17 protein-coding genes and 1 riboswitch are annotated in these 18637 nt (G+C 66.5%); of the genes, 4 read left to right on the forward strand and 13 right to left on the reverse strand.

What is annotated here, in order from left to right; translation table 11 throughout:
- Positions 1–3 precede the first annotated feature (3 nt).
- The gene (locus U5709_RS09755; protein ID WP_321973295.1) at positions 4–3216 is read right to left on the reverse strand and encodes a PD-(D/E)XK nuclease family protein; all 3213 of its coding nucleotides are present in this window, start codon (positions 3214–3216) and stop codon (positions 4–6) included.
- A gap of 102 nt (positions 3217–3318) precedes the next feature.
- On the reverse strand, positions 3319–3597 hold the full coding sequence (locus U5709_RS09760) for a YerC/YecD family TrpR-related protein (RefSeq protein ID WP_321971801.1): 279 nt from the start codon (positions 3595–3597) through the stop codon (positions 3319–3321).
- A 166-nt stretch (positions 3598–3763) separates the two neighbouring features.
- Here U5709_RS09760 and U5709_RS09765 point away from each other — a divergent pair, with 166 nt between their 5' ends.
- Positions 3764–4120, forward strand: coding sequence for a phage holin family protein (locus tag U5709_RS09765; protein ID WP_321971802.1), 357 nt, complete (start codon positions 3764–3766; stop codon positions 4118–4120).
- A 447-nt stretch (positions 4121–4567) separates the two neighbouring features.
- Here the strand turns inward: U5709_RS09765 and U5709_RS09770 are convergent, their stop codons facing one another.
- The 6 genes from U5709_RS09770 to U5709_RS09795 all read right to left on the reverse strand — a co-directional run bounded on the left by U5709_RS09770 (position 4568) and on the right by U5709_RS09795 (position 11229).
- Positions 4568–5755 carry an Mbeg1-like protein gene (locus tag U5709_RS09770; RefSeq protein ID WP_321973296.1) on the reverse strand — a complete coding sequence of 396 codons (1188 nt, stop codon included), beginning with the start codon at positions 5753–5755 and terminating at the stop codon, positions 4568–4570.
- Between the two features lie 180 nt (positions 5756–5935).
- Positions 5936–7102 (reverse strand): lactaldehyde reductase, encoded by a 1167-nt coding sequence (gene fucO, locus U5709_RS09775; protein WP_321971551.1) that lies wholly within the window; start codon positions 7100–7102, stop codon positions 5936–5938.
- A 397-nt stretch (positions 7103–7499) separates the two neighbouring features.
- Complete coding sequence (gene dapD, locus U5709_RS09780; RefSeq protein WP_321971553.1) at positions 7500–8204, reverse strand: 2,3,4,5-tetrahydropyridine-2,6-dicarboxylate N-acetyltransferase; 705 nt, start codon at positions 8202–8204, stop codon at positions 7500–7502.
- Positions 8205–8268: 64 nt separating this feature from the next.
- Entirely contained in the window at positions 8269–9015 is a 747-nt protein-coding gene (gene dapB, locus U5709_RS09785) for a 4-hydroxy-tetrahydrodipicolinate reductase (RefSeq protein WP_321971554.1), read from the reverse strand.
- The gene (gene dapA / locus U5709_RS09790; protein ID WP_321973297.1) at positions 9008–9898 is read right to left on the reverse strand and encodes a 4-hydroxy-tetrahydrodipicolinate synthase; all 891 of its coding nucleotides are present in this window, start codon (positions 9896–9898) and stop codon (positions 9008–9010) included. Before dapA ends, dapB begins: the two co-directional genes overlap by 8 nt.
- 53 nt (positions 9899–9951) lie before the next feature.
- Positions 9952–11229: a diaminopimelate decarboxylase gene (locus U5709_RS09795; RefSeq protein WP_321971556.1), complete on the reverse strand. Its 1278-nt coding sequence runs from the start codon at positions 11227–11229 to the stop codon at positions 9952–9954.
- 68 nt (positions 11230–11297) lie between these two features.
- Positions 11298–11471: riboswitch (Lysine riboswitch) on the reverse strand.
- Between the two features lie 126 nt (positions 11472–11597).
- Here U5709_RS09795 and U5709_RS09800 point away from each other — a divergent pair.
- A complete protein-coding gene (locus U5709_RS09800; RefSeq protein ID WP_321973298.1) occupies positions 11598–12764 on the forward strand; it encodes a M20/M25/M40 family metallo-hydrolase in 1167 nt (388 codons plus the stop codon).
- 362 nt (positions 12765–13126) lie between these two features.
- Here U5709_RS09800 and U5709_RS09805 read toward each other — a convergent pair whose 3' ends face one another.
- Entirely contained in the window at positions 13127–13345 is a 219-nt protein-coding gene (locus U5709_RS09805) for a hypothetical protein (protein ID WP_321971558.1), read from the reverse strand.
- Positions 13346–13489: 144 nt separating this feature from the next.
- On the opposite strand from U5709_RS09805, the gene U5709_RS09810 reads away from it, so the two are divergent.
- A complete protein-coding gene (locus U5709_RS09810; RefSeq protein WP_321971559.1) occupies positions 13490–14359 on the forward strand; it encodes a LysR family transcriptional regulator in 870 nt (289 codons plus the stop codon).
- Positions 14360–14394: 35 nt separating this feature from the next.
- Here the strand turns inward: U5709_RS09810 and tatA are convergent, their stop codons facing one another.
- From tatA to U5709_RS09830, 4 genes are all read right to left on the reverse strand, one after another.
- The gene (gene tatA, locus U5709_RS09815; RefSeq protein WP_321973299.1) at positions 14395–14607 is read right to left on the reverse strand and encodes a twin-arginine translocase TatA/TatE family subunit; all 213 of its coding nucleotides are present in this window, start codon (positions 14605–14607) and stop codon (positions 14395–14397) included.
- Between the two features lie 210 nt (positions 14608–14817).
- Positions 14818–15243: an ACT domain-containing protein gene (locus U5709_RS09820; protein ID WP_321971561.1), complete on the reverse strand. Its 426-nt coding sequence runs from the start codon at positions 15241–15243 to the stop codon at positions 14818–14820.
- 2 nt (positions 15244–15245) lie between these two features.
- On the reverse strand, positions 15246–16553 hold the full coding sequence (locus tag U5709_RS09825) for a phenylacetate--CoA ligase (RefSeq protein ID WP_321971562.1): 1308 nt from the start codon (positions 16551–16553) through the stop codon (positions 15246–15248).
- 69 nt (positions 16554–16622) lie between these two features.
- On the reverse strand, positions 16623–17045 hold the full coding sequence (locus U5709_RS09830; protein WP_321973300.1) for a hypothetical protein: 423 nt from the start codon (positions 17043–17045) through the stop codon (positions 16623–16625).
- Positions 17046–17513: 468 nt separating this feature from the next.
- On the opposite strand from U5709_RS09830, the gene U5709_RS09835 reads away from it, so the two are divergent.
- Positions 17514–18593, forward strand: a complete 1080-nt coding sequence (locus U5709_RS09835; protein WP_321971564.1) for an ATP-dependent 6-phosphofructokinase — start codon at positions 17514–17516, stop codon at positions 18591–18593.
- The last annotated feature ends 44 nt before the right edge of the window (positions 18594–18637 follow it).

Genomic DNA, 18637 nt, shown 5'->3' on the forward strand with positions numbered 1-18637 from the left:
GCGCTACCTCGCCCCCATTCTCTTCTCGCAGTGGAGGACCGGGCAATAGGAGCAGGCGTCGGCGTCGACGGGGTCCGCCTCGATCTTGCCCTCCAGCAAATCGGCGATCTTCTCGGCGACCATGGCCTCGATGTGGTCGAGGTAGTCCCAGAACTCCTGCGTGCCCCCGCCGGGGCCGCTGATGCCCATGGAGGCGCGGCGCGACTCGGGCGCAGGGCGGTCGACGCAGCCGAGCACGCGGTCCACCTGGCTCTCGACGCAGGCGCCCGCCAGCGCGTGGTTGCCCTTGGTGCACAAGAACAGGGCGCCCACGAGTTGGATTTCGGGGTGCATACGGCGCACGACCTGCGCGTATATGAGCGATTGCACATGGCGCGGCAACACATCTGGGTCGAAGTCGCCGCGGAACGCGTCGTAGTCGGCGAAGCGCGAGGGCGAGCGGTGCTTGTAGTCCACGATGAGGGCGCGGCCGGCTGCGTCCACGTCCATGCGGTCGATCTTTCCGTTGAGCCACACGCCGGCGTAGCCCACCGGCTCGTCGTGCGGGCCGCCGAAGCCCCACTCGAGGAAGCGCGGCTCGTAGCCGAGCAGGATGCCGGCCTGGTAATCCATGGTGCTGAGAAGATCCGCCTTCATGCGCGAGATCTCCTCCCTGTCGGCGGCGAAGTGCGGCACGAGCAGCTGCTCGTTGCGGCTGACCCTCTTGCGGGCGAGCATCTGGTGGCGCAGGTGATTGTCGAACTCCTCCTCCACGATTCTCTTCGCGCGCTCGACGTTGGCGGCCGTGACCCGGCTGCCGCTGACCCTCGCCTCCGGGTGAAGGGTGAGGTCGGGCACCTCTCCCGCCATATCGGCCTCGCAGAGCGCCTCCTCAATGAGCCGCAGGTGGGAGAGCTCGAGCACGCGGTGCACGAACGTGCCCTGCTCGACCGCGCCGAAGCCGGCGTCGATGCCCTCGAGGCGCAGGCGCCTGAGCGAGAACCATTTGTACGGGCACTCCAGGTACGACTCGATCTGCGACGCCGAGAGCGACGGCAAGCCGCCCGCGAGCTCCTTTTGGCCGTTGTTGGGCACGAGGATGAAGGGGCGCGCCGAGGCGGGCAGCGCACCCGTCGCGCTCGGCTGGTCGGAGGTCGAGGCGGAAGGGGCCGCGGCCTGGGCCAGGAGGTTCTCGGCAAGAAGCCCCTCGGGCCGCCCGGAAGTAGGCAGGCCAAAGATCTTGTGGGGCTTCGTCGAGCCGGGGATCCCGTAGGCGCCGTAGAGCTCGCAGAGCATGACCGAGGGGAACGTCTCGTTGGCGTCGGCGTCGTTCACGCAGCGCTCGGCCACGAGGTTTCGGCGCGCGACGGAGACGGTGCGGTGAAACGATCGCCGCGCGCAGGCGAGCTTGTCGTCGCGCGGCTCCACCCCTAGGGCCTCCAGGACCTCCGAGAGGGCGTCGTCGCTTCTGCCGACGGCGCTCTCGGTCGCGGTGAGGCCGCACGCAAAGACCGCGTCGGCGCTCGCGGCAGGAAGGCCGGCCACGTAGGAAGCGTCGGCGATGAGCACCTCGCAGGCCGCGTCTTCGCAGGTGAGCGCAGGCGTTACGACAAGCGAGATGCACGAGAGCTCACTCACCGCGCGCTCCACCAGCTCACCCAGCGAGATGGCGCCGTCGGCCAGGGGCGCGGCGGTGTAGCCGAGCTGGCCCAGGGCGCCGGCGACCATCATGGCCGCGCGCAGGACGCCGGCGGCTTCCTGCCGCTCGAGCTCCGTCGCGGCGGCGCCGGACAGCGCGGCGCGCGAGTCGGAATCGTCGCGGTACGGCCCCAATAGCTTGCTCGCGCAGGACCCGATGCGCCCGAGCATGAGCTCGGCCGTAGCCCGCGCGACGACCGGCGAGGTCTTCTTGGCATCCATGAGCTGGGCAAGAACGTCTTGCGGCGTGAGCAGGCGGTTGCCGCGCCATGCGCGGTCGATCTCCCAGGCTCGGCCCTCGGGAAGCCCCGCCATGTCGTGCATGAGGAAGTCAATGAGCGCCTTCGGCGGCCACCAGGACATGTCCCCCAAGCGCACGGCCTCGCCCTCCTCGCAGGGCACGCGGGCGGGCCATGACTCGGAAAGCGCCTTGAGCTGCGCGACTTGGTGCAGGTACCCGAAGAAGACGCGCCCCGCGGGCAGCTCGCTTATAGGCTCGGTGAGGCGTGCCCGCACGCTCATGCCGCGGGCGGCGAGCTTCGGGGCGAGGCCTCGCCAGGCGGCGCGCGCATCGGCCGCGGACACCACGATGCTGCGCGCGCCCGACCCGGCGAGCTCGGCCGCGCGCTGCGCGACGATCTCCCACTCGGCCGCGGGGCCGGCGGGGTGCAGCAGCTCGACCGCCCCCTCCGAGGCGACGTCCTCGCCCGAGCGGAAAAGGCGGCCGAGGAGCCGCTCGAGCTCCCCTGCCCGCCCGGACTCGCCCGAGCGGCGGTCGAGCTCCGCCTCGCAAGCGATGCCCCGGCCCTCGGCGTCCGCGACCAGGCGATCTCGCGCCCGCGCGCACTCGTCGCCGGCAGGCCCCTCCGGCGCGAACGCCAGGACGGTAACCTCGCCCGCGTCGGCGAGGCCGCAGAGCAGCTCACGCTCGGCGCGGCGAAGCGACGAGAACCCGCATGCGAAGACGGGCGCCGCCGCAGACCCGCTCGCCGCAAGGGCTCGCGGCGCCTCGGCCATGACCTCGGAGCGCTCCATCAGCCCCTTCTCGCGAAGCAGCGCTCGATAAGCGCCGACGACGCGCAGCGCCGCCGTCTCGGCGGCCGAGAGGCCGGCCGCGCGCGCGGCCTCGTCATCGGGCTCGCCGTCCTTGCCGAGCGGAAGCCACGGGAGCGCGCGGGCGGCCATGCGCCCCAGCGTATCGATGGTGCCGGGGTTCTCCCAGAGCCCCTCGCGAAGCCCCTCGGGCACGTACTCGACGGCCCTGCGGACAAGAAGGCGCCTCGTCACGGCGTCGACCGGCTCGCGGCCGTCCCCCCACAGACGCCACACGTCGCTCGCCCAGACGGTCGGCGTCGAGACCGTCACGCCGACCGCGGGCCCGCCGTGGTCGGCGAGCTCCTTTTGCACCCTCGACCCATACTCGAACGAAGGGACGAGCAGAACCGCGCTCCCAAAGGAATCGACGGCGCGGCGAAGCTCCTCGCGCAGGCGTGCGGGGGCGGTCTCTTCATCGGATATGGTCACGACACGTAGCGCCATGGCGCCTCCCGCGGCTCTTGAATCAGCTGTTTCTTGCCTCTACATGGTAACGCGCGCGCCGGACAACAATTCACGGCCGCGCGCGGCGAAGCATCAACGGCCCTATTCGCCCTCAAGGCGCCCGAGCACGAGGCGATAGCCGCCCCGCTCGCCGTTCAGACACTTCGAGACGCGGCTCACCGTGGTGGACGAGGCCCCGGTGGCGCGGCTCACGTCCATGTAGGAATGGCCCTCCTGGAGCATCGCCGCCACCTCGAGGCGCTGGGAAAGGTCGTCTATCTCGCGCGCGGTGCAGAGGTCGCCCAAAAAGGCGCGCACCTCGTCGTCGGTCTTGAGCGACCGGAGCGCAGCATAGAGCCTGCGTGCCTCGTTGTCCGTCATTCGGCATCCTCCCTAGGGCCCCGGCCCTTTGTTTTTCCGAGAGAACACTTTAGCGCAATAAAGCGCCTCGCGCCGCGGAGAAGTGCCGCCGCCGGGCGCCCGGCGCCGCGCCCCGCCTGTTTGAGGTACGCTTAACCCGATGAACCCTACGACCAAAGGAGCAATCATGGGATTTCTCGGCAGCTGGCTCGCCACCGCCATCGCGACGGCCGCGGCCATCTGGATCGTCCCCGGCATCGAGGCCATCGGCGGCTCGTGGGCGGCGCCCATCTTCACCGCCCTCGTCCTCGGTATCCTGAACGCCACCGTCAAGCCTATCGTGGGCACCCTCGCGATCCCGCTCAAGGTGCTCACGCTCGGCATCTTCAGCTTGATCCTCAACGCTATATTCCTTGAGCTCGCGAGCTACCTCTCGCGCAACATCTTCCACGCGGGCATCGTCGTCGAGAGTTTCGGCGCGGCGTTCTTCGGCGCCATCGTGATCTCCATCGTCGGCATGATCGTCGGCGCCGTCATCGGCTAACGGCACGCGCGCACGAAGCGAAAAACGGGCAGGGCATCTCCCCTGCCCTTTTTTGTTTGCGAACCATCGGCGGCGCTTGGCCGCCGCAGCCATTACCCGACCGTGTGCCCGCGCCCAGAGACGGTGCGGTCCAGCAACCGGCGACCAGGGCAAGCCCCGTTTTCTCACCATCCAGCAACCAAAAGCCGAACCGCGCCCCGAAACGGCGCCATCCAGCAGCGTCGCGTTGCTGGATGGCGCCGTTTCGGGGCGTGGCACCCGTTCTGCTTGCTGGATGCGCGGGTTTCGGGGCGGGGTACCCGCTCTGCTTGCTGGATGGCGCCGTTTCGGGGCGTGGCACCCGTTCTGCTTGCTGGATGCGCGGGTTTCGGGGCGGGGCCGGCGCAATCGCTCGACCGGCAGGTCGCCTAAGGGCGACAAGGCGGCAACAGGCCCGAAACGGCATCGTCAACCCTGCTGTCCCCCGTCGCCGAGGGCGAGGTCGACGATGGCGCCGGTGATTCCCGCGACCGCCTGCGCGGCCATGCTCACCGCAGCGTCCTTGGCAGACTCGAAGTTCGCCCCCACCGCAGCGCCCAGAAGCGCCCAGACGAGATCCTTTGTGCGCTGATCGGCCGCGCCTAAGGCCCCGAGCACCTGCTGCACGGACTGCGGCGTGGCCATGACCTCGTCGAGCCTCGTCGCGCCGCTCGCCTGGAGCACGTCAAAGAGCTCATCGGTAAAGCGCTCGCGCTCGTCGGGGTTCACGCCGTCGAGCCAACCGGCAAGCGCCTCGGAGAGCCTCACCGAATCTGCGTCCAAACCCTCGGCGGCAATAAACCCCTGGTAGTCGGCCTGCCAACTCATCGGGTCGTGCTGCATCGCGCCGTCGGCGTCGCTTCCTACCACGAGCTTAGGCGTGCCGTCATCGAAGAGCGACCCCACGATGTCGTAGGCGGGCACCACGTGGATGAACCGGTCGCCGTATATCGAGCGGGCGCTCACCGGGCAGGCGTCCGAGGCCATGCCGGGCCCGTCGTCGCTCCACACGCGGTCGACGACCTCGCGCAGGGCCTCGGGCAAGGCGGCCGCGGCATACGCGGCGAGAAGCCCGCCCTTTGAATGGCCGCCCACATAGAGCTTGCGGCCCTCATCGCGGGCACGGATTGCCTGCGCCTCGAGATAGAGCGCCGCGGCGTGCTGTGCCGACGTCACGCGGAAGCTCAGCATGAAGTCCTCTTTCCAGCCGACGAGCGAGTTGTCGGTCCCGCGAAACGCCACGAAGGAATGATTGTCACAAAGGTCGCAGGTCACGGCAGAGAACTGGAGCGTCTTCTCCTCGTCGAAAAGGTCGACGTAGCCGCGAAGCGAGGAGGCGCCGAACCTCGCGGACTCGCCCAGGGCGCGCACGAAACGCCCGTCGATGGACGCGACCGAGCGCACCCAGCGCGAGACGTCGTCGCCGGCGGCGCGCACGAGGAAGTCCTCGCAGGCCTCGGCCAAGCTCACAGAGCCGCCGTCGGCCTGCCTCGGCACGATGTTAGAGAGGTCGAGGTACGCGACGCAGGTCATGATCAGGTTATCAACGTCGTTGAAAGGCCTCTCGGCGAGCGAAAGGTCGCCTCGCCACTCCAAATAATCTCGAACGTCGCTCATCGCGCACCCCCAGCGAAGTCGGTCGCGTCGCTGAATACTTCCTAGAGAAGTATATCCGTCGCCGCGGGCCGCCCGCTCGACCCCCCGCCTCGACACGCCTCGCAAGCAAAAAGCCCTTCTCGCCAGCGACGGTGAGAAGGGCTTCGTCATGCTCTGGACGGCTTGCGCCGGCAAGAAGAACTAGGCCTCTGGGCAGATCTTCTTGAAGAGCTCGATGACGTCCTCGAGGGAGGCGTCGCGCGGGTTGCCGGGGAAGCAGGCGTCGGCGACGGCATCCTTGGCCAGGACCTCGATCTCATCGGCCTTCATGGCCTCGCAGACCTTGGGGATGTTGACGTCCTCGGAAAGCTGCTTGACGGCGGCGATGGCGGCGTCGGCGGCCTCGTCGGTGCTCATGCCGGTGGTGTCGACGCCCATGGCGACGGCAACCTTGGCAAGGCGCTCGGCGACGACGGGCTTGTTGAACTCCATGGCGATTGGCAGCAGCATGGCGCAGGCGACGCCGTGCGGGGTGTCGTAGTGAGCGGAGAGGGTGTGGGCCATGGCGTGGTCGATGCCAAGGCCGACGTTGGAGAAGCCCATGCCGGCGACGTACTGGCCAAGGGCCATGCCCTCGCGGCCGGCGCCGGGGACGCCGCTCTTGGCCTCCTCGACGGAAGCGCGGAGGTTCTTGGAGATGAGGTGGATGGCCTCATAGTGGAACATGTCGGAGAGCTCCCAAGCGCCCTTGGTGGTGTAGCCCTCGATGGCGTGGGTCAGGGCGTCCATGCCAGTGGCGGCGGTGAGGCCGGCGGGCATGGTGGCCATCATGTCGGGGTCGACGACGGCGACCTCGGGGGCGTCGTTGACGTCGACGCACACGAACTTACGGACCTTCTCAGGGTCGGTGATGACGTAGTTGATGGTGACCTCAGCGGCAGTGCCGGCGGTGGTGGCCACGGCGATGGTGAAGACCGCGTGGTTCTTGGTGGGGGCAACGCCCTCGAGGCTGCGGACATCGGCGAACTCGGGGTTGTTGATGATGATGCCGATGGCCTTGGCGGTGTCCATGGAGGAGCCGCCGCCGATGGTCACGATGGAGTCGGCCTCGGCAGCCTTGAAGGCCTCGACGCCGTCGAGCACGTTCTGGACGGTGGGGTTGGGCTTGATCTGGGAGTAGACGGCATACTCGATGCCGGCGGCGTCCAGAAGGTCGGTGACCTTAGCGGTGACGCCGAACTTGACCAGGTCGGGGTCGGAACAGACGAAAACCTTCTTGTAGCCGCGGCGCTGGAGCTCGCCGGGGATCTCCTGGATGGCGCCCTTGCCGTGGTAGCTGATGGTGTTGAGAACAAAACGGTTAGCCATGCTAAACCCCTCCAAATAAAGGAAGCTTCGCCGACGCTCGTCGGCCCATACGCATATTATGTCCCAATTGAAGCGCTTAAATACCGAGAATGCCGTACACGGCCCGCAGCGCTCCGCAGGCGTTGAGCGCCGCGGGCCAGTCGCGGCGCATGTGCGCACAGGCGCCTGTCCCCAAATCGTGGCCGAGGTTGCCCTCCACAGTGCTCGCTCAGTTTTTCGATGGTTAAATTCAAATCAGCGAATAGCGGCCTTTCGCCAACTGGGCAAACGCAACCGAATTCATGCCCTTATACCGACAGATTCCGATTTAACCATCGAAATTCTGGGCAAACGCAAAATCATGGGCTTCCTTCGCCCTAGGCGCGAGAAGAAGCGCCGTCAGAGCAGTGTAAGAAGCCTAGAGGTTGCGCAGGGCGTCGACCAAGGCGACCTTACCCTCGGCGACCTCGCTCGCCTGCTTGATCACGCGCGCCGGGACGCCCGCCACGACGGCGCCAGAGGCCACGTCCTCGACGCACACGGCGCCGGCGGCCACAACGGCGCCGTGCCCGACGCGCACGCCCTCGAGCACCACGGCGTTCGCGCCGATCATAACGTCGTCCTCGATGATCACTGGCGTTGCGCTCGCGGGCTCGACGACACCGGCGAGCACGGTGCCGGCGCCGATGTGGCAATGCTTGCCCACAGTGGCGCGGCCGCCCAGCACGGCACCCATGTCAATCATGGTGCCCTCGCCGATGACGGAGCCGATGTTGATGACGGCGCCCATCATGATGACGGCGTTGTCGCCTATCTCGACCTTCTCGCGAATAATGGCGCCGGGCTCGATGCGGGCGTTGACGTGCAGTTTATTGAGCATGGGCACACCGGTGTTGCGGCCGTCGTTCTCGATGACGACGTCCTCCACGGCGTCACCGGCGGCTTCCAGCACGGGCCCCAGCTTGGCATAGTCGGCAAAGACGACGAGGTCCCTCCCCTCGCCGAAGACGTGGTCGGCGGCCGAAAGGTCGAGACTCTCCCCCTCCTTGACACGGATATAGGCCTTGACCGGGGTCTTCTTGGGGGCAGTAGCGATGTAATTGATGATTTCCTGGGCGTCCATCTGGTGGGTTTCTCCTTAACGGGTCTGGGTCGTGCAGGGCGATCGGGCGGGCGTGCCGCCCGGCCTACTCGAACATGAGCTGCTCGAAGGTATAGAAGCCATTCTCCTCGCGCTCGAGCAGCCGCTTGGCCGCGGCCACCGCACCATTGACGAAGATCTGGCGGCTCGTCGCGCGGTGCGTGAGGCAGACCTCCTCGTCGGCGCCGAAGAAATGGACCTCGTGCGTGCCGGCCTCGGTGCCGCCGCGCAGCGAGTGCATGCCGATCTGCCTGGCGGGTCGGGCGCCGACGAAGCCCTCGCGACCATAGGCGACCTCGCAGGCGTGGTCCGGGTCGACCGCGTCGAGCAGCAGGATGGCCGTGCCGGAAGGCGCGTCGGCCTTCTGGTTGTGGTGGGTCTCGACGATCTCGCAGTCCCACTCGCCGAGCGCCAAGGCCGCCTGAGCTGCGGCGCGTTTAAGCGCAGCGATGCCCAAGGAGTAGTTGGCCGAGTGGATCACGCGGGTCTTCTCGCCGAGCGCGCGCAGCTCCGAGAGGCCCTCGTCCGAGAAGCCCGTGGTGCCCGAGACAAGGGCCGCGCCCGTGCGCTCCACGTAGGCGAGCACGTGGGGCAGCGCGTCTTTGTTTGAGAAGTCGATGACGAGGTCGACAACGGGTGCGCGGCCGTCGAGCTCATCGGCGTTGGTCACGTCGTAGATGCCCTCGGCAGCAAAGCCGCCGTCGGCGTCGAGCTTCTGGGCAATGAGCTGGCCCATGCGGCCGCCGCCCACCAAGATGACGCTCGTGAGCTCGACGTTGTTCGCGTTAGTCAATCAGACCAGCCCCCTTCATGGCGTTGTAGAGGCGCTCGCGGCCGGCGTCAGCCATCGGCCACAGAGGCTTGCGGTAGTACTCGTCGATGAGGCCCATCTTGGCGAGCGCTGCCTTGACGGGGATGGGGTTGACCTCACAGAAGAGCGAGTGGATAAGCTCAAGGTTGTCGATCTGCGTCTTGCGGGCGGCCTCGACGTCGCCGGCGAGATAAGCGGCGCACATGTCGTGGACGGTCTTGGGGGCAACGTCGGCCCAGACAGAGATGACGCCCTTGGCGCCCAGGCTCATCAGAGGCACAACCATATCGTCGTTGCCGCTCATCATGCGGAAGTCGTCGGAGAGGCAGTGGGCGATGCTCGCGGCATAGGAGATGTCGCCGGAGGCCTCCTTGATGCCCCAGCAGTTGGGGTGGGCAGACAGGCGCTCGACGTTGCCGACGGAGATCTTGCAGCCCGTGCGGCCCGGGATGTTGTACAGGATGCAGGGCACGTTGACGACGTCCATGACGTCGGCGAGGTGGTGATACATGCCCTCCTCATTGGACTTGTTGTAGTAGGGGCTGATGATGAGCAGGCCGTCGACGCCGAGCTTCTGGAGCTCGAGCGACTTGCGCAGCGACTCGCCAGTGCAGTTGGAGCCGGAGCCGCCGATGACGGGGACGCGGCCGGCGACGCGCTGCACGACGCACTCGGCCACAGCGAGGTCCTCGGAGTCGGTCATGGTGGCGGACTCGCCCGTGGTGCCGAGCACCAGGATGCCGTCGGTGTCGTTGGCCAGGTGGAAATCGACGAGGCCCTCGAGTTTCTCGAAGTCGACCGATCCGTCCTTCTTGAACGGGGTGACCAGCGCGACGACCGATCCGGTGAGGTTGCTCATATCCATGGTTCGTATCCTTTCATCAATCATTTAACAAGACGAGGGACAGTCCCTTCGTCTTATTTCTTTGCCAGCGAAGAGAAGCGCGGGTCCGCGTCGAAGGTCGCGAAGTAGTCCGCGGGGGTCTCGGCGCGGCGAATCTGCTGCACCGAGCCGTCCTCGCGCCACAGCAGCTCGGCCGAGCGCAAGGCGCCGTTGTAGTTGTAGCCCATCGAGAAGCCGTGTGCGCCCGCATCGTGAATAAACAGCAGGTCGCCGATGGTGGTCAGGGGCAGCATACGGTCGTGCGCGAACTGGTCGTTGTTCTCACAGAGCCGGCCCACCACGTTGTAGGCGCGCTCGGCGGGCTCGTCCTCCTTGCCCATCACCGTGATGTGGTGGTAGGCGTCGTAGATGGCCGGTCGCATGAGGTTCGCCGCGCAGGCGTCCACGCCGAGGTAGTCTTTGTAGGTCAGCTTCTCATGGATGACGCGGGTGACGAGGCCGCCCGCGGGAGCGAGCATCCAGCGGCCGAGCTCCGAGCAGATGCGGACGTCGCCCATGCCGGCGGGAACAAGCACCTGCTCATAGGCCTCGCGCACGCCCTCACCGATGGCGGCAATGTCGGCCGCGGCATCCTCGGGGCGATAGTCCACACCGATGCCACCCGAGAGGTCGATCAGTCCCACGTGGACGCCGAGCTCCTCGTGCGCGCGCACGGCGAGCTCGAAAAGCTGGCGGGAAAGGCGTGGGTAGTAGTCGTTCTCCTGGGTGTTGCTCGCAAGAAACGCGTGGATGCCGAAGTCCTCGACGCCGAGTTCAGCCAGCCGCGAGAAGGCCTCCATGAGCTGCGGCACCGTCATGCCGAACTTGGCGTCCTGGGGGTTTCCGATGATGCCGTTGGCGCTCGCGAAGGTGCCGCCGGGGTTCACGCGGCAGCAGACCATCTTGGGGAGCTTGCCGTCGAGGGCGCGCACCAGGCAATCGACCATGTCGAGGCTGTCCAGGTTAATGATGGCGCCGAGCTCGGCCGCGTGGCGGTAGTCCTCGTCGGGCGTATCGTTCGACGAGAGCATGATGTTCTCGCCCGTGACGCCGCAGGCCTCGGCGAGCGTGAGCTCCACGCCGGTGGCGCAGTCGCAGCCGCAGCCCTCCTCGGCCAGAATGCTCACGATCCAGGGGTTCGGGGTGGCCTTTACGGCGAAGTACTCCTTGAAGCCCGGGTTCCACGAGAAGGCGGCGTTGAGCGCCCGCGCGCGGCGGCGAATCTCGGCCTCGTCGTAGAGGTGAAACGGCGTCGGGTACTCGGCGCAGACGGCCTCGAGCTGGTCTTTATTGATGAACGGGCGCTTCTCCATGCGCGCGGCTCCTTGCATATACATGCGGGCGCGCGCTCAGACGGGGCCCGGAACAGCGCCGGCCGGCCCCAAGTGATAGCGCTCCCGCGACCTCTTGTCGCAGACAGTCCCGCGGGTATTCCCCGAGGGCCCACCTCCGGACCGCGCCCGGCCCGAGAAGTTCGGCGGGCCTCGCCTCCCCTTGGGGTCAAGCGCCTGCCGGCTCCCCCGCGGATCTTCGTGCCCGCTCCTCTATCGAATGAATAGACCCTAACACCGCAGGACGCGGCCCTCAACCCCAAAAACGAGCACGAAACAGTATCGCCACGCGAACGGTGCAGGTAGCGAGAAGTACACTGCCAAACAGACGCGAATACCGGGAGGGGCCCATGGAAAAGCACGTGATCGAGCTGGCGTCGAGCTACGCGAAGCAGGCGCAGGCCGAGGAACTCGACCTTTTGCGTAAGCTCGCGCGCATCCCCGCGCCGACGGGGCACGAGGAGAAGCGCGCAGCGTTCGTGCGTGACTGGTTGCTCGCCGCGGGCGCCGACGAGGGGGCGATCGCGGTCGACGCCGCGAAGAACGTCGTTCTCACGTTGCCCGGCGCCGACCGAGGGAGCTGCGCCGTCTTCTCGGCGCACACCGACGTTGTCGCGGCCGACACCGAGGAGCTCCCCTTTACCGAGGACGAGGGGCGCATGTATGCCCCTGGAGTTGGCGACGACACCGCGAACCTCTGCGGATTGCTCATGGCAGCCAAATGGCTCCTTGCAAATAAACCGCAGCTCAAACGCGATGTGCTTATCGTCGCCAACGCCTGCGAGGAAGGGCTCGGCAACCTTCGGGGCACGCGCGAGATCATGGCCGGGCTCGAGCGGCGAGGCGTTCGGGCGGAGTCCTTCACGTCGTTCGACCTCTATCTGGGCAAGCACATCACGGGCGCCGTGGGCTCGCACCGTTGGCGCGTGAGGTGCCGCTGCGCAGGCGGCCACTCGTGGGAGGATGCCGGCGCGCCGAGCGCTGTTCTGGCCGCGAGCCGCGTCGTGTGCGGGCTCTACGCGCTGCCGCTGCCCTACGGGGCGAAGACCAGCGTGAACGCCGGCTGTGTGAGCGGTGGGACCACGGTGAACGCCATCGCCACCGAGGCCGAGGTGCTGCTTGAGTACCGCTCCGCCAACCAAGAGAACCTCGAGATCATGCGGAAACGTTTCGAGCAGATGGTGGGCGACCTGCGCTCCCCCGGCGTCGATATCGAGACCGAGCTCATCGGCGAGAGGCCCGCGAGCACGGCGAGCGAGCCCGAGGGCCAAGCCGAGCTCATCGCCGCGGGCGACGAGGCTATCCGCGCGCTGACCGGGACCGAGCCCGTGCACCAGGAGTCCTCGACGGACGCGAACGTGCCCCTCTCGCTCGGCGTTGCCGCGCACACCATGGGCGCCGTTGCGGGGGCGCTGCTCCACACGCGCGACGAGTGGATCGACAAGGCGAGCCTGGAGCCCGGCCTCGCGCTTACCCTCGGCCACATCCTCGACACGCAGGTGCTGGAATTGAGCTGATTTGGCCTGCAGCCACTCGCGCAACGTAGCTTGCATGCGGCACAAAGACCCATCCGCGGAGCCCGCCGGGTCTCGTGCGCACAAAAACCGGGATGGCGGCAGTTTTTCGCGGACCGCCTGAGTATCCGATTTTCGGCCAACCCTTCTACCTGCGGTTTTGTCGACTGCAAAACAAGGGATACTCGGAGGGTCCGCGGAAAACTGCCGCCATCCCGGTTTTTGCGCGCGAGGGCGCCGTTGTGTGGGTGCCCGTAGGCCGCATTGACCCAAATCACGCACCCACCTGCGGCCCGGCTCAAAGAAATAGGAGCCTTACCGGCTCCCATCCCCTTTTATCTTCCCTATTTTGCGCATCCGCCCGCTTACGCGAGGCACTGGACGACTATCGGCGAGCCGGCATGGCGATCGGAGTGGCTCTCGAACCAATCGTTGACCTCGTCATAGAGCCAGCGGACGCTGTCGGCATAGAAACGGCGCTCGTGGTTATCAAACATTGCACGATATTCGCCGCCGATGAACCAGCCGTTGCAGCAAGCGTCATAGACCTTACGCTGCGATTCATTGAGATTCTTTCGAAACATTCCGTTCTCCTTTTCTTGGCTTGCTTGTTGACTCAAGCATAGCGGCAAACGCATAAGGGCATGGGTAGAATCTCGTATTGTGCATGTAGTGTGATGGGCGATATAATGCATATATATCGCCTTCGGCTCAAAAAGGCTTTTGCTATGAATCTGAAACAACTTGAATACTTTATTGCAATCGCTGAGGAACATCAGATCACCGCAGCGGCCCGCAGGCTCCACATCTCGCAGCCGCCCCTCTCCTATGAGCTGGCCAAACTCGAGAAGGAGCTCGGCTGCCAGCTCGTCGTACGCGGGCCGAGGAGCGTCTCGCTCACCGAAGCCGGCAAGGTGCTCTACGACCGCGCGACGCATCTCATTGCCATGGCGCACGCCGCCGAGCGCGAGGTGGCGAGCGTCGGCACGGGCGCGGGCGGCACCATAACCATCGGCGTCGACCCCGGGTGTTCCGGCCTTATGCCCCAAGACAGACTGCTTGACCTGCGGCGAAGCTTTCCCAACGCAGAGATCGAGATTCGCGAGGCAGCAACCCCGGGCATCATGGACCTGCTCGACGGGGGCATCACCGACATAGGCGTCGTGCGGACGCCCTTCAAGTCAGACGGCCTGCGCTGCCGCTTCGCCGCGGCCGAGCCGCTCGTGGCCGTCATGCCGCCGGATCACGAGGTCGGCGAAGAAGCGAGCTGCACCGTCGATGACCTCGCCGGCTCCCCCATCATCGCCTACCGCCGCCTTCTCCCCGAGCTCTCGAAGGCGTTCGAGGTCACCGGCAGCAGCCTGCGCGTGACGACGCTTGTCGACGACCCGCGCACCGCGGCGCTCTGGGCGCGGGAGGGCATGGGCATCGCGCTCATCCCCCGCTCGCTCCTGCGCGTGACGGACACCGGTGAGCAGTTCATCAAGGAGCTGGCCTGCCGCGAGCTCGAGAGCCGCCCCGCAGTCATCTGGAAGGCGCAGCACGCCGCATCGGACCTCTTCCGCACCGCCATCGCGCTGCTCGGCGACCTCTCGTAGGGCGGGCGGCGAGTCTCCGAGAAACGAATGAGGCGCTAGGCGTCCGCGTCCTCGGCATCGGCGACGTCGGCGACAACCTCGGAGACCTCGGCGGCCGCATCGTCGGTCCCGCTATCCATGCCGTCGCGGAAGTTCTTGACCGTCTTGCCGAGCGAGCTACCGAGCTTCGGCAGGTTCTTTGGCCCGAAGATGACGAGGATAACGACGACGATGACGGCGAGCTCGGGCACGCCCATTCCGAGGATCATGGCAACAACCTTTCCTTGCTGCTTGATTGGGTCGAGCCACATCCTAGGCCTGCATAATCCATAAGTAAAATACATGTTTTCTTGCTTGCTATCCAATTTCTGTATTGCACAGGCAACCAGGCAAGAGCCCTGCCCCGACCTCCTCCCCACACAAAAGCGGCCCCGCCCCACAAGGGGACGAGGCCGCAAAGGCGATGCTTAGGCTGGTTGCTACAGGTCCGCCTGCTGGAGCGCCTTGAAGCCGGCGCCCTCGAGCGTCCAGACCGCCTTGGCCGCGGCCGCCGCGTCTGCGACCTTCAGCGCGAAGACGGCGGCGCCGTCGCGGTGGCTGAAGCAGTAGCAGTACTCGATGTTGACGTCGAGCTCGTCGAGGGCCTCGAAGAGCTCGGCCAAGCCGCCGGGGCGGTCGGGCACGGCCACGGCCGCGACCTTGACGACGCTCGCGCGGTAGCCGGCGTCGCCGAGGGCCTTGAGCGCGCGGTCGGGCTCGGCGCAAACGATGCGCGCGAGGCCGTACTCGGCGCTGTCGGCGAGGCTGAGCGCGGTCATGTTGATGCCGGCGTCGGCGAGGGTGCGCGCCACGGAGGCGACGCGGCCCTTCTCATTCTCGAGGAAGACGGTGATCTGGTCGATCATGGCTACTTCTCCTTTCGCAGGTCGATGACGCGCTTTGCCTTGCCCTCGGAGCGCGGGATGGACTTGGGCTCCACGAGCTTGACGCGGACGCCCACGGAGAGCGCCGTCTTGAGGGTGGCGGAGATCTCCTTCTGCAGGCGCTCCACGGCGGCCACGGAGTCAAGCTCGAAGCCGGGGTTGACCTCGGCCTTGAGGGTCACGATGTCGAGCGAGCGGTGATCGGTGTCGACCTCGATCTGGTACCAGCTGGACACCTGGTCGAAGGTCTTCATGACGTCCTCGATCTGGCTCGGGAAGACGTTGACGCCGCGGATGATCAGCATGTCGTCGGTGCGGCCGTGGATACGGTCGATGCGACGGTGCGAGCAGCCGCAGGGGCACTGGCCCGGGATGATGCGCGTGATGTCGCGGGTGCGGTAGCGCACGACGGGGCTGGCCTCGCGGTCGAGGGTGGTGAGCACGAGCTCGCCCCACTCGCCGTCGGGCAGGACCTCGCCCGTCTCGGGGTTGATGATCTCGGGATAGAAGTGGTCCTCGGCGATGTGCAGGCCCTTCTGCTCCCAGCACTCGTTGGCCACGCCCGGGCCCATGGTCTCGGTGAGGCCGTAGACGTCCAGCACCTTGTAGCCGAGCTTGCGCTCGAGCTCGGCGCGGAAGTTGTCGCTGAAGGGCTCGGCGCCGTGGATGCCGGCGCGAAGGTGCAGGTCGCGCGCAGGGTCAAGGCCCATCTCGATAGCGGTGTCTGCGATGTGCATGGCGTAAGAGGGCGTGCAGCACAAGATGGTGGTGCCCATGTCGCGCATGACGCGGATCTGGCGCTCGGTGTTGCCGGCGGAGATGGGGATCACCGTGGCGTCCATCCAGTGGCCGCCGTAGTGGGCGCCGAGGCCGCCCGTAAAGAGGCCGTAGCCGTAGGCCACCTGCACGACGTCCTCGTCGGAGCCGTCGGCAAAGAGGATGCCACGGGCGAAGCACTCGCCCCAGATGTCGATGTCGTGCTTGGTATAGGCGCCCACGGTGGCCACACCGGTGGTGCCCGAGGACATGTGGATCTCCTTGACCTCCTTCAGCGGCACGGCCAGCATGCCGTAGGGGTAGGCGTCGCGCAGGTCCTGCTTCTCGACGAAGGGAGCACGGGCCACGTCGTCGAAGCTCTCGATAGAGTGCGGGTCAAAGCCGGCCTCGTCGAAGGACTGCTTGTAGAAGGGGATGTTCTCGTAGCAGTTGATGGCGGTCCTCTTGATGCCCTCGAGCTGGATCTTCTCGATCTGCTCGTGCGGCGCGCGAAGAATCTCTTGCGTCTTGCTCATGCGGGGCTTACCTCTCTCTTCTGGGTCGATTACCTCAGATGGTCAAGAGGTTAGCGAAATCGGGCGCGCCTATCGAGCTCGGGCAGCCTCGAGTCGGCGCACGGCCTCCTCGACCTTGTCAATGGCAGCGCCGACGCGATCGGCCGCGTCCGAGATCTCCTTCTGGACGAGGATGTCGGCGAGCGCGTTGTCGAGCGCAATATCGAAAAAGGCGTTCCAGCTGCCGACGTTCGCGTTGAGGTCCGCGAGCTCGTGCACATCGGCGAGCTCGTGCGTGAAGCGGTTGATGGCGCGGCGTGCATCGGCAAGCGCCCGGTTGGCGTCGCCGAGCCGCGAGTGCTTGACCACGCTGGTCAAAAGCCCGCCGCCCAGGATGTCGACGACGCCCCAGCGCTGGGCCGAATCGAGCGAGTCGGCGGCGTCGCGCAGCGCTGCGAGGGCGTCCCGCCCGGCCTCGATGGCCTCGTCGATCTCTGACGCGCGGTCGTACATGGCGTCCTCCAGCCCCGTAACCCAAAATTTCACTGCCAGTATAAGCCACGGCTCGCACAGGAACCGAGAAGCTGCAAGGTTTGGCCGCTCGTGCGACGTTTTGGGCATAGCGAAGCAAGGTTTGGCCGCTCGTGCGACGTATTTTTCGCCGAGTTCGGCGTTAATAGGTCTCCCCGGCAACGTCCAACTGGGCTTTTTCTGCCCTGCCCTCGTTCGCGTTACCCAAACCACGTCGCACGGGCGGCCAAACCTTGCAAGCACCACCGCGAAACGTCGCACGGGCGGCCAAACCTTGCACGTATAGCCAAATACAAGCGGAGCGGCGCGTCACGCGGTCGTAAACATAACGGGCCATCGGCGGAATTGAAAGCCCGCCGCGCCCATCCGTGGGATAACCTGTAAGCCGTGCGTGTTGCAAGCAAACCGCCCGCGTCGCGCGGCGGCCAATACCCGAGAGAGGAACCCCCCATGCTTCGAATCGGACTGCTTACCAGCGGCGGCGACTGCCAAGCCCTCAACGCCACCATGCGCGGTATCGTCAAGGCACTCTTCCACAACGTCGACGGCGAGATCGAGATCTTCGGCTTCGAGGACGGCTACCAGGGCCTCATCTACGGCCGCTACCGCGAGATGACCTACAGCGACTTCTCGGGCATCCTTACCCGCGGCGGCACCATCCTCGGCACCTCCCGCACCCCGTTCAAGCTGCTCGACGAGCCCGGCAAGGACGGCATCGAGAAGGTCCCCGCGATGCTGCACACCTACCACAAGCTCAACCTCGACTGCCTCTTCATGCTCGGCGGCAACGGCTCCACCAAGACCGCGAACCGCCTGCGCGAGGAGGGCTGCAACGTCATCACGCTGCCCAAGACCATCGACAACGACACCTACGGCACCGACATGACCTTCGGCTTCACCTCGGCCATCGACGTCGCCACCAAGTGCATCGACGACATCCACACCACGGCCAACTCCCACCGCCGCGTCTTCGTCATCGAGATCATGGGCCACAAGGTCGGCTGGATTCCGCTCTACGCGGGCATCGCCGGCGGCGCGGACGTCATCCTCATCCCCGAGATCCCCTACGACATGGACAACGTCATCCGCGCCATCGAGGCGCGCGACGGCAACGGCGGGCGCTTCGCCATCATCGCCGTGGCCGAGGGCGCCATCTCCAAGCAAGAGGCGGCCATGAAGAAGAAAGACTACAAGAAGAAGGTGGCCGCGCGCGTCAAGCCGTCGGTCGTCTACGACATCGCGGAGGAGATCGCGGCCCGCACCGACCGCGAGGTCCGCGTGGCCATCCCCGGCCACACCCAGCGCGGCGGCCAGCCCGACGCCATGGACCGCATCTTCGCCACGCAGTGCGGCGTCGAGGCGGCACGCGCCTGCATGGACGGCGAGTTCGGCATTATGATTGCCCAGGTCGCGGGCAAGATGTGCCGCGTGCCGCTCGAGGAGGTCGCCGGCAAGCTCAAGTACGTCGACCCCGACGGCGACCTCGTGCGCGAGGCCAGGATGCTCGGCATCAGCTTCGGCGACGAGTAACGCAAAGCCAATATCGAATGGCGGGGCCCCGGCGAGACGAAAAG

The sequence above is a fragment of the Paratractidigestivibacter sp. genome (assembly GCF_963660155.1).
Lineage (GTDB): Bacteria > Actinomycetota > Coriobacteriia > Coriobacteriales > Atopobiaceae > Paratractidigestivibacter.

Bases quoted from the DNA above. Each gene is read 5' to 3' on its own strand.
- U5709_RS09760 (WP_321971801.1), bottom strand. From the start codon at position 3,597: ATGACGGACAACGAGGCACGCAGGCTCTATGCTGCGCTCCGGTCGCTC.
- fucO (WP_321971551.1), bottom strand. From the start codon at position 7,102: ATGGCTAACCGTTTTGTTCTCAACACCATCAGCTACCACGGCAAGGGC.
- U5709_RS09755 (WP_321973295.1), bottom strand. From the start codon at position 3,216: ATGGCGCTACGTGTCGTGACCATATCCGATGAAGAGACCGCCCCCGCA.
- U5709_RS09765 (WP_321971802.1), top strand. From the start codon at position 3,764: ATGGGATTTCTCGGCAGCTGGCTCGCCACCGCCATCGCGACGGCCGCG.
- tatA (WP_321973299.1), bottom strand. From the start codon at position 14,607: ATGATCCTCGGAATGGGCGTGCCCGAGCTCGCCGTCATCGTCGTCGTT.
- U5709_RS09835 (WP_321971564.1), top strand. From the start codon at position 17,514: ATGCTTCGAATCGGACTGCTTACCAGCGGCGGCGACTGCCAAGCCCTC.
- dapD (WP_321971553.1), bottom strand. From the start codon at position 8,204: ATGGACGCCCAGGAAATCATCAATTACATCGCTACTGCCCCCAAGAAG.
- U5709_RS09820 (WP_321971561.1), bottom strand. From the start codon at position 15,243: ATGATCGACCAGATCACCGTCTTCCTCGAGAATGAGAAGGGCCGCGTC.
- U5709_RS09795 (WP_321971556.1), bottom strand. From the start codon at position 11,229: ATGGAGAAGCGCCCGTTCATCAATAAAGACCAGCTCGAGGCCGTCTGC.
- U5709_RS09830 (WP_321973300.1), bottom strand. From the start codon at position 17,045: ATGTACGACCGCGCGTCAGAGATCGACGAGGCCATCGAGGCCGGGCGG.
- U5709_RS09810 (WP_321971559.1), top strand. From the start codon at position 13,490: ATGAATCTGAAACAACTTGAATACTTTATTGCAATCGCTGAGGAACAT.
- U5709_RS09770 (WP_321973296.1), bottom strand. From the start codon at position 5,755: ATGAGCGACGTTCGAGATTATTTGGAGTGGCGAGGCGACCTTTCGCTC.
- U5709_RS09805 (WP_321971558.1), bottom strand. From the start codon at position 13,345: ATGTTTCGAAAGAATCTCAATGAATCGCAGCGTAAGGTCTATGACGCT.
- U5709_RS09825 (WP_321971562.1), bottom strand. From the start codon at position 16,553: ATGAGCAAGACGCAAGAGATTCTTCGCGCGCCGCACGAGCAGATCGAG.
- dapA (WP_321973297.1), bottom strand. From the start codon at position 9,898: ATGGATATGAGCAACCTCACCGGATCGGTCGTCGCGCTGGTCACCCCG.
- U5709_RS09800 (WP_321973298.1), top strand. From the start codon at position 11,598: ATGGAAAAGCACGTGATCGAGCTGGCGTCGAGCTACGCGAAGCAGGCG.